Origin of the sequence: Tidjanibacter massiliensis (assembly GCF_900104605.1) — a bacterium.
Taxonomy (GTDB): Bacteria; Bacteroidota; Bacteroidia; order Bacteroidales; family Rikenellaceae; genus Tidjanibacter; species Tidjanibacter inops.
The window spans coordinates 82,887-96,062 of the sequence record NZ_LT629960.1; the positions used below are offsets into that span (position 1 = coordinate 82,887).

Below are 13,176 nucleotides of genomic sequence, written 5' to 3' on the forward strand. Positions count from 1 at the left end.
CGGAGCACTGCGGTCGCTGTCAGGCTTCGGTCCGGTCGCTGTGTACCGCAAGGGGCGTTTCTGCCCTCTCCGTTGCTGCGGCCCGGATGAGCTCTTCGGCATAGGTCCGGTCGTTGTAGAGGCGCGGAACCTTGTTCTGGCCCCCCACTTTGCCGTGGGCCCTCAGCCAATGTTCGAAGGTTCCCGCCGGTACGACGGTTATTTTGGGCTCGGTCAGCGTGGTATCCTTGAAACGCTTGGCTTCGTAATCGGAGTTCACCCGTTTGAGTCCCTCGTCTACCGCCTGCGTGAACTTTGGCAGGCTGGCCGGCGGAGTACGGAACTCTACCACCCATTCGTGCGCGCCTTTGCTGCGTCCCTCCATGTAGACGGGAGCTACGGTATATTCGGCCACTTCGGCCCCTGTCGCCGTACAGGCGTCGTGCATGGCCGATTCGGCGTTGTCTATTACGATTTCTTCGCCGAAAGCGTTGATGTAGTGCTTGGTACGTCCCGTGATGCGGATGGTGTAGGGTGAAGTGGAAACGAACTGGACGGTATCGCCTATCATGTAGCGCCACAGACCGTTGCAGTTGGTGATTATCATCGCGTAGTTCACTCCGGTCTGCACGCCTTCGAGCGGTACGGCGGCGGTCGGGTCGCCGAGCCGGTCGGTGGGCAGGAATTCGTAGTAGGTACCGTAATCGAGCATGAGCAGCATCTCCTGTCGACCCGGCTCCTCGGCGATGGCGAAAAAGCCCTCCGAGGCGTTGTAGGTCTCCATGTAGTGCATGTCGGGCGACGGGATGATTTTCCGGTACTGCGCCTGATACGGTCGGAAATCCATCCCGCCATGGACGAAGAGTTCCATATGGGGCCATATCTCCAGGATATTCTCCTTGCCGGTGTATTCCAGTACACGGTTGAGCATGACGAGGTTCCACGAAGGGACGCCCGTGAACGAACGCACGTCCTGCCGGGTGGACTGTTCCGAGATGAGCCGCACCTTTTCGTCGAAGTCCGGTATCAGCGCCGTCTTCTTGTCGGGAATGCGGAGGATGTTGGCGATGGCAGGCGTATTTTCTATCAGGATGGCCGACAGGTCGCCCGACATCATGTTGTCCCCTTCGCGTTCGATGCGTTTGGAACCGCCCAGCGTCAGCATCTTCCCGTTCACTACGCTGGTTTTGGGGTAGAGATGGCAGTAGAGCGCCATGATGTCTTTCGGTCCCCGCATGTGGGATTTGCGCATTCCGGCCAGGGTAACGGGGATGTATTTGCTTTTCGAACCCGTCGTTCCGGAGGATTTGGCGAACCATTTGGCCTCTTCCGGCCACAGGACGTGCCGTTCGCCGCGGCGCGTGCGGTCGATGAACTCGCTGATGGTTTCATAGTCGTAAATGGGTATCCGGTCGCGGAACTGCTGCTGCGTGGCAATGCCCTTCATGCCGAGGTCGCGTCCGAACTCGGTCTTCGCGCCGTTGGCGAGCAGGTAGCGGAACTGGCGTTCTTGTACCTCGGCCGGGTGCTCGCGGAAGTAGTCGATTTCGCGGAGACGGTCGGAGAAATAAAGGTTGATGAGTTTTGTTATTGCGGCCATGTGCGGTATGGGTTGGAATTCGGGCGTCGGTTCGGATGGCGGGTTCCTCCGTCAGTTGAAATATTTGCCTATTTTGGGTATCGCCCCCGGCAGCGAGAAGACTACCGCGCGGTCGTAGGCGTTGATGCGGAAATCGGCGTCGGGGATGAATACCTTGTCGCCGCGCACGATGCCGCCGATGATGGCGTTGTCCGGGAACCCCGCATGGCGCAGCGTCGATTTCGTGATGGGAGCGTCGGGTTTGACGACGAACTCCAGCACCTCCGCTTCGCTGCCGGTCAGGCATTTGATGGCCTGCACGTCGGTGTCCATCGTGAAGCGGAAAATGCGGCTGGCGGTTATCTGTTTTTTATTGACGATGGTGTCGATGCCGATGCTTTCGGCGAGGTTGATGTAGGTGAGGTTCTCGACCTCGGCGATGACCTTCTTCACCCCCATCCGTTTGGCGAGCATGGCGGTGAGGATGTTCGTTTCCGAGCGCCCCGTGACTGCCACGAAGGCGTCCATGCTGGTGATACCCTCTTCGGTCATGGCATCTATGTCGCGTCCGTCCTCGTTGATGATGAGTGTCCGGTCGAGCGTTTCGGCGAGTTTGTAGGCCTTGTCGGGATTGTATTCGATGAGCTTGACGTTGAGCTCGTCCTGCAGTTCGGTCGCTATCCGGACGCCGATGCGGCTGCCGCCGAGTATCATCAGGTTCTTTATCGAGACGTTCGTCTTGCCCGAATAGTTCATGACCGTCTTGGCCGCCTCGTTGTTGGTGATGATATAGACCGTATCTCCCTCGTAGAACATGTCGCGCGAGTGCGGGATGATGGTCTTGTCGTCGCGGCTGATGGCCACCGGGCGGAACGACGCGCCGCTCAGGGCGTTGATGTCCGCCACCGTCTTGCCCGTAAACTCCGAGGAGGCATCTATCGGGAAAACCACGAGCGCGAGCCTGCCCCCCGAAAAGTCCACGTACTCGGTGGTGGAGGTGTGTCCCAGCAGATTGATGACCTCCCGTGCGGCTATCTTCTCCGGATAGAACAGGTAGTCGATGCCCAGGTTCATGAACATCTCCTTATTGTTCGGCTCAAGGTATTCGTTGTTGTCGATGCGGGCGATGGATTTGCGTGCGCCGAGTTGTTTGGCGAGGATGGCGGCGATGATGTTGATGTTCTCCTCGTGGTTCACCGCGATGAAGAGGTCGGCCTTGCGTACGGAGGCTTTCCGGAGCGTGGCGAAAGTGGTGCAGTCGCCCTCTATCGTCACGATGTCGGACATTCCCTCCACGTCGTCGAGCAGCCTGGCGTCGGCATCGATGACCGTTATGTCGTGGTGGCCGCCGCTGAGCATCTTCGCCAGGTGGTTGCCCACTTCGCCGGCCCCCGCAATGATTATCTTCATCGAGATATTATGAATTTGTCCGCAAATTATCCGCACAAATTTAATAACTTTACCGGGGATTAGTCAAAATCGTGCCAATAATTCTGTTACGGTGCGGTTACATGTCGGTTCAATTTGCAGAAAATATGTCAAATACGCTTATAGTCATACTGATAGCGGTCGGGCTGGTCGCTTTTTTCGTGGTGGGAATGTCGCTGACGCTGATTTTCAAGGGACATAATATCCAGTCGGAGATAAGCGAGAACGAGAACATGCGTGCGCGGGGTATCAAATGCGTTATTCAGGAGACGCGCGAACTCGACGGATTGGACTCCTCGTCGTGCGATATTGCGTGCGGCGGCGATTGCGGAAGCTGTTCGCCCGAACGGAAACGGGAGGCGGCGGACCGGTAATTGTCGGTGCGGGCCTGAAGCGGAAGGGCTGCACCGTGGCTGAAACCGGGATAAGATACGGGGATGTACCTGAGGGTACATCCCCGTGTGGTTGTGACGGCGACTGCCGCGGCTCAGTCACCGAACCATTTGCTGCGGCAGGCGAAGCGGGGGTTGACCAGCGATTCCTTGTTGTACCGGAGCGGGGCGGTGTCGTCGAGCGAATAGATGCTTCCGCCGGCGAGGGCGATGATGGATTCGCCGGCCGCCGTGTCCCATTCGTAGGTCTCGGTGGTGCGCGGATAGTAGTCTACGGAACCCTCTGCAATCAGGCAGAGTTTATAGGAACTCCCCTGTTGCAGCACCTCTGCGTCGGGATGTCTTTTCCGTAGCTCCTCCAGATGGCGGGCGGTCTCCCCGTCGCTGTGCGAACGGCTGACGGCCACCTTTAGCGGACGGTTGCGGCAGTCGGTCAGGGGGAGCGCTTCGGCTCCGGCGGTAATCTCCGCATAGACGTATTCCGCTTCGGGGTCTGCTTCTGTATTGCAGGAGCGGAAGGCGCCGAGGTCGGAGTCGGAAAAGTATATCCGTTTGCGGTACGGTACGTATATCACCCCGAAGACGGGCCGGTTGTCGGCCATGAGGGCGATGTTCACCGTGAATTCGCCGTTGCCTTTGATGAACTCCACCGTTCCGTCCAGCGGGTCCACCATCCAGAAGAGGTCCCAGTCCTTGCGCTCGGCGTAGAGCATTTCGCGTCCCTCCTCGCTGAGAAGCGGGATGCGTGTCTGGCCGAGATACTCCCGGATGACGGAGTGGGCCAGGCGGTCGGCCACCGTGATAGGCGACCGGTCGCTCTTGATGTCCACATCTATCGGGTCGCCGCTGTTGTAGATGTCGAGTATCACGGCCCCGGCCCGGATGGCCGCGTTGTATGCCTTGGGCAGCAGGTATTCCTTTTGTTCCCTGGTTATCATAAGCGTATTTGTCGCATTGTTCGTTTATGACCGGCAGCCGCATTTTTCATACCATTCGCCGGTTGTTTGTCATTCCGTTCGTTTTTTCTTTTTCGTTACGGAGCCAACGTCCTTCGTGCCGCGGTATTGCGGTGGAACCCGCCTCTTTTTCCTGCCGTGTTATCGCAGCCGGAAGAGGGGGATGCTTCCGTCGCTTACATCCACGTTTATCACCCGTGGTCCTTTGTAGCGGGTACCGTCGGCGGATATCCATGTTCCGCGCGGCAGTCTTACGGTTCGTCGGCCCGTGTCGTCGAGTACCGGCGCGACGAGGTATCGGGAGCCGAGCATGTATTGGTCTGTACAGTCCCAGAATCCCTGTCCGGGGAATTGGTACTCCATGTGGCGCATCAGCGGTTCTCCCGTCGTCCCGGCCTCCTGCAGCAGCTCTTCCATGTAGCCGTTCATCTCCATGCGCAACCCCACGGCCTTTTCCATCTCTTTCCGGCAGGTGCCTGTCGGAAAGAGACTGCCGTCGGGCGGAACGGCCGCTATGGGCATAAACAGGGCGAGCTGTACGGCACGCAGGAGCATCGTCTCGTCGGAGCAGTGTCCGGCCGAGGAGGTCAGCGAAAGGTAGGGATAGATATGTCCCGTAAGTCCCGCATGGATGGCGTCTGTCAAGGCGCGGCGCATGGACTCCCATGAAATTTCCGGCGAGAGTGCGACCGAATAGGGGCGCCACTGTGTCTGGGTCTGTTCCGCAAGGGGGTACATGGCTGCGCCGTAGCGTTCGCCGAGTGCGGCCCAGGCGGTCAGATAGCGTTCCGTGCGCTCTCCGGGAGGCAGGATGTCGAGGGCACGGTGGCAGTCGAAACGGAGTGCCGTGATTCCCTCTTTCCGGAGGTTGTCGAGCAGTTCGCCAAAGTAGGCCGTAACTTCCGGCAGGGTCACGTCGAGACATGCGTAGTAACCGGACGGCAGACGGATGACGGCAGGCCGGCCCTCCGCGTCTTCGAGCAGCATGCCCTTTCTGCGTGCTTCGATGTAACGCTGCCCGGCGGCGGGAATGTAGGGAGTGACGGTGAACATTACGTCGAATCCGCGCCGGGTAAGTTCATCCGCCGTATCGCGGAAAGAGGCATAGAGGTTGCGGTCGAGGCCCCCCTCTCCGGAGTGGTCCTGCCAGCCGTCCGGGATGAGCAGCAGGCCGGGCGGGTAGCCGTGGGCGGTAATGGAATCGGCTGCGGCGAGCAGGGCGGTACCGCCTGCGGCGATGAGGGCTTCCGACAGCCCTGTGTCGTAAACGGGCCGCATGAAGGGGTGGCGGGCCGGAGCGGTGCCTTTCGGCCAGGCGTATTTGTGTACGCAGTAGAGGTATGCTTCGCGTAGCGTCCGGCCTCCCTTTGCGACGGTTGGCTGCGTGCCCGACGGAGTTACGGTGAAGAGGCTGCCGTCAAAAACGACATCGGCCGGAGCACTGCTCCACATCATGCGGCCGCCGCTCGATATCATGAACGGGATGGTGAATGTTCCGCAACTGTCGCAGTTACTGCTGTCGAACGGTGCGGCGAAAGGTTGTGCCGGGCCTCCCCCCGCGAAGAGCCCCCACCATTTTTCGTTGCGGAGCGGTTCTATGCGTATCGTATGGGGTGTCTGTGCCGGAAGGGCGGCCGACAGCAAGGCGAGCGTGACGAGGATTGGAAATCTCCTGTGCATGGCGTGGTTGGTTTAGGGATATCCACCAGACGTTCCTGCGGAGCGTTTGCCGGAAAATGTCATGCAAAATAAAGCAAAATCCCGCATCGGCGCAATACCGCGGTATGGGTATGCTGTCCCGAAAACGGGAAAAATTTTGCGGATGTTTGCTTGGCGCGGGGAAAATCGTTATCTTTGCACGCTGATTCGCAAATTCTTTAAAAGAATATATGTACGTAATAGTAGAAATCGCAGGCAAACAGTTCAAGGCTGAGAAAGGTCGGAAACTCTATGTCAACCGTCTTCAGGGGGACGAAGGTTCCTCCGTGAGTTTCGACAAAGTCCTGCTAACGGATAACGACGGTCAGGTCAAGGTAGGCTCACCTGTGGTAGAAGGAGCTTCCGTGAGCGCGAAGATAGTACGTCACCTCAAGGATGACAAGATTATCGTGTTCAAGAAAAAACGCAGGAAAGGGTACAAGGTGAAGAACGGACACCGTCAGTACCTTACCCAGGTACTCATCGAAGACATCACAGTCGCTTAACACCTAAAATTCGCAGAAGATGGCACACAAGAAAGGAGTAGGTAGCTCTAAGAACGGTCGTGAGTCGGAAAGCAAGCGGCTCGGAGTGAAATTGTTCGGCGGCGAGTTCGCAAAGGCGGGCAACATCATCGTACGCCAGCGGGGTACCGTACACAACCCCGGTGAGAATGTGGGCATGGGTAAAGACCATACGCTGTTCGCCCTCGTGGATGGAACGGTGGCTTTCGTGAAGAAAACCAACGGCAGGTCTTACGTGAGCGTTACTCCGGTGAACGAATAGTTCGGAGACGGAGTTCGATAGAGGCGGATACCCGGCGACGGGTGTCCGCTTTTCGTTTTTATTTCCGTTTCGCCCGGATGCGGCTCAGACTGACGGGAGTGACGCCCAAATAGGTAGCCAGGCACTCCAGCGGCATGCGCTGCAACAGGTCGGGATGCTGTGTCAGCAGCAGTTCGTAACGTTCCGAGGCCGTCGTAAAAAGCAGGGGAATGAGCCTCTCTTCCGTCCGCAGGAATTCCGATTCGGCGAATTTCCTGCCCCAGTTGGCTATGTGGATATCTTCGCGGTAGAGGGTGTCGAGGTCGTTGCGCCTAAGGCGGTACAGCGAGGAGTCTTCCATCAGCTCCACACTTTCATATCCCGCTCCGTTGCATACGTAGCTTCTCAACGATACGATAGCGGTGCCTTCCTGGCCTATCCAGAACGTTATCTCTCTGTCCCCTTTCGGAATATAGGCTCTGGCAATCCCCCGTGCGATGAAGAAGAGGTCCGTTTCGACCTTTCCGGCCTCCAGTATGCGGCACCCTTTCGGCCGGTCGATTCGTACCGAACAGGATGCGAGCCGGTCGGCCGAGGCTTCCGGTATCCGGTAGATGGCGTTGAGTATCTCCTGCAGTTCCATGGTCGGGTTCGTATTTCTTTTCAAAGGTACGGAATATCTCTCGGAAAGCGTTGTCCGGTGTTTTCTTATCAAATGTAAAGAGGGTTGCGGCGGAAACGGGATAACTTTGCCCGTCGGATTGTTTAATCGTACAATACAGGATTTATGGATTGGTTTCTTCTGATTGTTGCCGGACTTTTTGAGTCGGGTTTCGCATTCTGTCTGGGTAAGATGAAAGAGGCTGCGGGTACGGAGTGGTATCTGTGGGGAGCGGGCTTTCTCGCCTGTGTGGTCATCAGCATGCTGTTGCTTGCAAAGGCCGTGCATACGCTGCCCGTCAGTACCGCCTATCCCGTGTGGACGGGTATCGGGGCTGTGGGAGCGGTCGTGCTCGGCATCGTGTTTTTCCATGAACCGGTCTCCTTCGCACGTCTCTTTTTCATTTGTACGCTGATAGCTTCTGTGGTGGGGCTGAAAATGGTCTGACAGCAGTCGTTCGGGGTGGGAACGGGTTGCAGAAAGCCGCCGGGTATGTCGGGCGGCAAGGCGGATTGGGCGGCTCTGAGGGAGAACGAGAGGAGTCGGGGACAGTGTGCGGCAGCGGTTGGTACAGACGGTACGAAGAGGGAAAGCGCCTGCCGCAGGGAGGAGATGCCGATTTTTTTGCGAGTTGTTTGGCGGTTTCGGATATTTGTTCTATTTTTGTCCCGCTTTCGGGAGGCAATCCCGGATTTGCAGAGAACCGCTCCATTCGTCTAACGGTTAGGACAGCAGATTCTCATTCTGCAAATACCAGTTCGATTCTGGTATGGAGTACCGAGGCAGGCGCCGGACTTGTAAAAGTCCGGCGCCTGCCGTATTTGGGTATTTTCATTCGGGGGTCTCTTGCGTACCGTTGTCGGTGTAGGGCTTTTTGAGTACCTTCGCGGAAGAATGGACGGTGACGGATGGAGAAAGAGGTTTTGAAGGAGCTGCTCGATGCGTTTTACGACCGGTACGACACGGCGGATTTCATAGAGAACGACCCCGTGTCCGTACCCCATCTCTTTACGGGGCGCGAGGACAGGGAGATAGCCGGTTTTCTGGCGGCGACTGTCGCGTGGGGCAACCGTCGGGCCATCGTGAGGAGTGGCCGGCGCATGATGGAGTTGATGGACGGGGCGCCTTACGAATTCACGCTGCACGCTTCGCCGGAGGAGCTGCGGCCGCTCGGACATTTCGTGCACCGTACTTTCAACGGAACGGATTTCATTGCGTTCGTTCTGGCACTGCGCAGACTTTGTACCGTATGGGGCGGCATCGGCCAATTTTTCGAGGAACGTTATGCCGCGACGGGCGACCTGCGTATCGTGCTTGCCGAATTCCGGCGTGAGTTTTTCGCCTGTGACCATCCCGTCCGCTGCGAAAAACACGTCTCCTCCATTGAACGGAAAGCCTCCTGCAAGAGACTCAACATGTATCTGCGCTGGATGGTGCGCGACGACGGCCGCGGCGTGGATTTCGGGATGTGGAAACGCATACCTGCTTCGGCTCTTTATCTGCCGCTCGATGTCCACAGCGGAGCGATGGCGCGTGCTCTCGGGTTGCTGCAGCGGAGACAGAACGACTGGAGGACTGTCGAAGAGGTGACGGAGGCGCTGCGCGCTCTGGATGCGGACGACCCTGTGAAGTATGATTTTGCGCTCTTCGGTGCGGGCATCGCCGGCTATCTCCGGTAGGCAGAGACGGTTTGCCGCCTGTACGTGGCCCGAGGAGTGTCCGTCGCACCGTTTTGCGGAGATTCCGATGGCGGGTCGGGAGATTGTGTAGAGATATTGATGTATAACGTTAAACGATGGAGGTATCATGCAGAGTGTCGTCAATGGATTCCGGAACGTGTGCATGGCGGCCGTTGTGGCGGCTTTCGCCGGATGTTCCGGCGGCGATGCGGTGAACAGCCTTGAAAGGATGGGGCTTCGGGGGAACGTGAGGTCACTTGATGTATCGGCCTATGAAGCCGAAGCGTGCGGCGGAACGGTAACGAAAGGGCCGCGGGTAGACGATATGCAGTCGTGCTGTTCGTACCGTTTCGATGAAAGGGGATATGTCACCGGTACGGAGTATCTGTGCGGCGGCCATGTGGTGAAATGGGAAGAGTTCGTCTATGACGGCAGCGGGAGGCCGGAACGTATCGTGTCCCGTTCGGTTCGTTACGGCGGCGACCGGACGGTCGAATTCGAATGGAACGGCCGGTGTCATGTGCGCCGCACCTTTGACGAGGAGGGAAACGAAGTGTCGGAAGAGCGTACCGAGTGGAGGAGGAACCGGTCCGAGAGCGTGGCGGTCGGCGGGGATGGCAGCGTGACGTTCCGAACCCGTTACAGGCGGGGATTGCCGGTAAGGCAGGAGCGGACGGCGGCCGACGGTACGGAGGTGCTGAAATATTCCTACGATGGAAACGGCAATCCGGTCAGGGTGGAGAGGTTCGTGAACGGCGCGGCGGCCGGTTCTGCCGAGATGACCTATACCGTATTCGACGGCGCGGGTAATTGGACCTTCCGGACGGTGTATCGTATGGCCGAAGGCGGGGAACGGGTGCCGTACCGGATAGAGGAGAGAAAGATAACGTATTATTAAATGCAGGAACGGTTTCGGCCCGGGGAGGGCGGTTGCCGGTTTGTGGAATGTCCAACAGTTGGTTTAGGTTCAAACGGTTCGTCGTGGAGCAGTCGGATACGGCCATGAAAGTGGGTACCGACGGCGTGTTGCTCGGCGCGTGGGCACGGGTGCTGCCGGGCCCTGCGCGTTATCTGGATATCGGTACGGGAACGGGGGTGATAGCTCTGATGCTCGCCCAGCGCACGGAGGATGTGCCCGGTGGGGCGACCGTCGATGCCGTGGAGGTGGACGGTGCGGGAGCGGTACAGGCCGCGGCCAATGCCGCATCGTCGCCGTGGAGTCATGCGGTCAGGGTGTATCGCTGCGGAATCGGGATTTTCCGTCCCGGGGTGTCGGAACCCCTGTGGGGCGGCAGGGACGTGGCGAGCGTACCGGATGGCGGTGAAGAGACTGCTGCCGGAGACTGTTCCGAAGAAGGAGAGTCGGCAACAGTCCCTCCCGAACTGCTTTATCACCATATCGTTTCCAATCCGCCGTGGTTCGTGGATTCGCTGCCCTCTCCCCATGCGGGACGCAGGGTGGCCCGCCACGCCGATTCGCTCCCTTATGGTGAACTGCTGCAGCATGCTGCCCGTCTGTTGGCGCCGGAGGGTCTCTTTTCGGTAGTGTTGCCGGCCGACAGCGAGGAGCGTTTTCTCGCCGGGGCCCGCGTCGCCGGGTTCGGACTGAACCGTCGTACACGTGTCTTTACCCTTCCCGGAATATCTCCCAAGCGCGTCTTGCTCGAATTCGCTTTCGCTGGAAGCTGCGGGGCGATGCCCGTCGAAGACACCCTGACAATAGAGACAGGCGAGGGCCCTGGGAGCTATACGGATGAGTACCGCAGGCTGACGGGCGATTTCTATCTGCGCTTTTGAAACTCCCGCCGACAGTTTTTATTTCCCTCAAAAAACGTTAGATTTGTACTGCTTGTTTTCCGGTGCGCAGTGCGCCGGAGAGGACGACAGACATACAAAAAAGCATGAGATATGGGAAAGATTAGGATGATGTTCGCTGCAGCCGCTTTGGCGGTTTGTACGGGTACGGCTTACGGACAGGTGCTCGACGTGGCTCCCGTAGGCGATGCGGTGATGCCGGATGGCCGGCGGGTTTATGCCATGCCGCAGACGACCGTGGTGGTCGATATTACGGTGGCCCGCGAGAGCGTCGTGACCGGGCCGTACGCCCGTTTCGCCCAGAAGTATTTCGGGGTGATAGCGCCGCTCGCCGACAAGGAGACCTATACGCTCCGTTCGGCGGTCGTCAGCCGTTACGACCCTGTCGTGACACGCGACCTGAATCCCGGTCCGATACCTGCTCCCCATACGGAAATATACGCCGATACGGGCAGCGCGGAGGAGTTCCCGCGGGTACTTCCCGACCGCCGCAGCGCCTCCGGCAGCAGCCTGGAGAATGCGGCGAGGGATGCCGCCCAAACGATATTCGACCTGCGTAGCAGGCGGACGGAGCTCATTACGGGCGATTATGCCGAGACGGTCTATGGGGCCGGGCTCGCCACGGCGGTGGAACGGATAGACCGCATGGAGAACGAATACCTCGAACTGTTTTTCGGAAAACGTTCCGTGACGACCTATACGGTGCGTTACTATGTCGTTCCGGATGCCGAAGGCCGTACCTTTGTCGTGTGCCGGTTCCGTGACGACCGCGGATTGTTGCCTGCCGACGACCTCTCCGGCGAACCGGTGGTGCTGGAGTGCCGGCCGCAGGGGGTGGCCGTGACGGCCTATCCACCCCAGCGGAAACGGACGCCGCGTTCCGACGAAGCGGAGTATGCCGTTGCGGATATGACGGACTGTCGCGTGATGTTCGATAGGACCGAACTCGGAAATGCCGTACTTCCCGTATATCAATACGGCGTAAGAACCATCCTGCCCGTAAGATAGGCGCAGGGAACGATTCCGGAACCGATGCAAATGTTGATACGGGAGGCGTGTCATGGAGATGAAGGAAAATAGGGAGAAGATGGCCGCATTGGTGCGGATGCTGCGCCGTGATATCAACGGTGCGGTGGTGGAGCGCATGGAACAGTTGGGTATCCGTTACGAATGCAATTGGGGGGTCAGCCTGCATGCCGTCCGGCGTGCGGCCTCCCTGTTCGCGCCCGACCACGCTTTTGCCCGGTTTCTTTACGGGCAGAATCTACGTGAGCTGCTCCTGTCGGCTTTCGTAATAGCCGACCCTTGTGCAGTCTCTGCCGACGAACTCGCTTTCTGGGGAGCGGGGGTGAAGAATTCCGAACTCGCCGAGAACCTCGCTTTTTCGTTGCTCTCGCATACGTCGCTGGCCCGGCCGCTGGCCGAAAAGTGGCTGGCGGAGGATGCTCCGTCGCTGCTCCGTTACAGTGCCCTGTTGGCTCTTTCGCGGATGCGCGGTAGCGACGGCCGGTTGCCGGACGGAGTGGACAGCGATACGCTGGCGGCCCGTTTTGCCGGAGATGGGAGCGTATTGGTGCGCAAGGCGGCTGAGGCGCTCGCGGAGGCTGGGAAGGAGTCTGCACCGGAGTTGTAGCCTACAAAGCCGCAGGGAACAGCAGAAATAACACGGGTCGCCGGGCGGGGAAGAGCGTACAGGAAAGATACGGTCGTGCTGCCGGCGGTTTCCGGTATATGCCGGGGTGTTGAGAAAAACGAAAGGGGAAGGTCATTGACCTTCCCCTTTCGTTAGCATAATCGGTCCGTAGCGCTCCGTGTGTCAGCCGATATACCGGTCGAGTATGGCGGCCATTTCATCCGTCCGGCGGGCGCCGCTCTCGCGCCAGAGCAGTTCGCCCCGGCGGAAAAGCATCAGCGTAGGGACGGAACGTACTCCGTACCGACGGACGGTTTCCGCGTTGGCCGGATTGTCGATATCCAGCTTGATGATGCGCAGCCTGTCGCCGAAACGCTGTTTGAGCTCTGCGAGTACCGGCCCCATCATTTTGCACGGCCCGCACCACGTGGCGTAGAAATCCACCAATACGGGCGTTTCTCCTCCTGTCACTTCGTTGAAATTGTCCGACATTTTTTCGTATCCTTCCATTTGGTTGCAGAATTCGTCTGTCCGTTCGTCGTTGCGCAATTTCCGTACCGGAGTCGTGCGGCTGACAGCGGCTCCGGCCTG

Annotated in this window: 15 protein-coding genes and 1 tRNA gene; 10 read left to right on the top strand and 6 right to left on the bottom strand. The window is 58.7% G+C overall.

Going from position 1 to position 13,176, the window contains the following annotated elements; genetic code table 11:
• Nucleotides 1–19 precede the first annotated feature (19 nt).
• Both BQ5361_RS01190 and trkA read right to left on the bottom strand, forming a co-directional pair.
• On the bottom strand, nt 20–1,579 hold the full coding sequence (locus BQ5361_RS01190) for a GH3 auxin-responsive promoter family protein (RefSeq protein ID WP_052131036.1): 1,560 nt from the start codon (nt 1,577–1,579) through the stop codon (nt 20–22).
• 51 nt (nt 1,580–1,630) lie between these two features.
• Nucleotides 1,631–2,968: a Trk system potassium transporter TrkA gene (trkA, locus tag BQ5361_RS01195; RefSeq protein WP_022063245.1), complete on the bottom strand. Its 1,338-nt coding sequence runs from the start codon at nt 2,966–2,968 to the stop codon at nt 1,631–1,633.
• 125 nt (nt 2,969–3,093) lie between these two features.
• Here trkA and BQ5361_RS01200 point away from each other — a divergent pair, with 125 nt between their 5' ends.
• Nucleotides 3,094–3,360, top strand: a complete 267-nt coding sequence (locus tag BQ5361_RS01200) for a hypothetical protein (RefSeq protein ID WP_035472872.1) — start codon at nt 3,094–3,096, stop codon at nt 3,358–3,360.
• Between the two features lie 113 nt (nt 3,361–3,473).
• Here BQ5361_RS01200 and cysQ read toward each other — a convergent pair whose 3' ends face one another.
• A complete protein-coding gene (gene cysQ / locus BQ5361_RS01205; RefSeq protein ID WP_035472869.1) occupies nt 3,474–4,316 on the bottom strand; it encodes a 3'(2'),5'-bisphosphate nucleotidase CysQ in 843 nt (280 codons plus the stop codon).
• 159 nt (nt 4,317–4,475) lie between these two features.
• Nucleotides 4,476–6,014 carry a TIM-barrel domain-containing protein gene (locus BQ5361_RS01210; RefSeq protein ID WP_081976824.1) on the bottom strand — a complete coding sequence of 513 codons (1,539 nt, stop codon included), beginning with the start codon at nt 6,012–6,014 and terminating at the stop codon, nt 4,476–4,478.
• A gap of 209 nt (nt 6,015–6,223) precedes the next feature.
• On the opposite strand from BQ5361_RS01210, the gene rplU reads away from it, so the two are divergent.
• Together rplU and rpmA are read left to right on the top strand one after the other, a co-directional pair.
• On the top strand, nt 6,224–6,538 hold the full coding sequence (gene rplU / locus BQ5361_RS01215; protein ID WP_022063249.1) for a 50S ribosomal protein L21: 315 nt from the start codon (nt 6,224–6,226) through the stop codon (nt 6,536–6,538).
• Nucleotides 6,539–6,557: 19 nt separating this feature from the next.
• A complete protein-coding gene (rpmA, locus tag BQ5361_RS01220) occupies nt 6,558–6,818 on the top strand; it encodes a 50S ribosomal protein L27 (protein WP_022063250.1) in 261 nt (86 codons plus the stop codon).
• 58 nt (nt 6,819–6,876) lie between these two features.
• Here rpmA and BQ5361_RS01225 read toward each other — a convergent pair whose 3' ends face one another.
• Nucleotides 6,877–7,440, bottom strand: a complete 564-nt coding sequence (locus BQ5361_RS01225; protein WP_035473080.1) for a Crp/Fnr family transcriptional regulator — start codon at nt 7,438–7,440, stop codon at nt 6,877–6,879.
• 144 nt (nt 7,441–7,584) lie between these two features.
• Here BQ5361_RS01225 and BQ5361_RS01230 point away from each other — a divergent pair, with 144 nt between their 5' ends.
• The 7 genes from BQ5361_RS01230 to BQ5361_RS01265 all read left to right on the top strand — a co-directional run bounded on the left by BQ5361_RS01230 (nt 7,585) and on the right by BQ5361_RS01265 (nt 12,585).
• Nucleotides 7,585–7,905 (top strand): DMT family transporter, encoded by a 321-nt coding sequence (locus tag BQ5361_RS01230; protein WP_035472863.1) that lies wholly within the window; start codon nt 7,585–7,587, stop codon nt 7,903–7,905.
• 258 nt (nt 7,906–8,163) lie between these two features.
• Nucleotides 8,164–8,235, top strand: a tRNA-Glu gene (locus BQ5361_RS01240).
• A gap of 131 nt (nt 8,236–8,366) precedes the next feature.
• On the top strand, nt 8,367–9,137 hold the full coding sequence (locus BQ5361_RS01245; protein WP_035472860.1) for a TIGR02757 family protein: 771 nt from the start codon (nt 8,367–8,369) through the stop codon (nt 9,135–9,137).
• A 127-nt stretch (nt 9,138–9,264) separates the two neighbouring features.
• Nucleotides 9,265–10,035 carry a hypothetical protein gene (locus BQ5361_RS01250; protein WP_035472857.1) on the top strand — a complete coding sequence of 257 codons (771 nt, stop codon included), beginning with the start codon at nt 9,265–9,267 and terminating at the stop codon, nt 10,033–10,035.
• Between the two features lie 83 nt (nt 10,036–10,118).
• Nucleotides 10,119–10,934 carry a tRNA1(Val) (adenine(37)-N6)-methyltransferase gene (locus BQ5361_RS10900; protein ID WP_317614666.1) on the top strand — a complete coding sequence of 272 codons (816 nt, stop codon included), beginning with the start codon at nt 10,119–10,121 and terminating at the stop codon, nt 10,932–10,934.
• Nucleotides 10,935–11,045: 111 nt separating this feature from the next.
• Nucleotides 11,046–11,960, top strand: coding sequence for a DUF4831 family protein (locus tag BQ5361_RS01260; RefSeq protein ID WP_081976823.1), 915 nt, complete (start codon nt 11,046–11,048; stop codon nt 11,958–11,960).
• Between the two features lie 52 nt (nt 11,961–12,012).
• A complete protein-coding gene (locus BQ5361_RS01265; protein ID WP_052131034.1) occupies nt 12,013–12,585 on the top strand; it encodes a hypothetical protein in 573 nt (190 codons plus the stop codon).
• 183 nt (nt 12,586–12,768) lie between these two features.
• Here the strand turns inward: BQ5361_RS01265 and BQ5361_RS01270 are convergent, their stop codons facing one another.
• The gene (locus BQ5361_RS01270) at nt 12,769–13,095 is read right to left on the bottom strand and encodes a thioredoxin family protein (RefSeq protein WP_022062936.1); all 327 of its coding nucleotides are present in this window, start codon (nt 13,093–13,095) and stop codon (nt 12,769–12,771) included.
• Between the last annotated feature and the right edge of the window lie 81 nt (nt 13,096–13,176).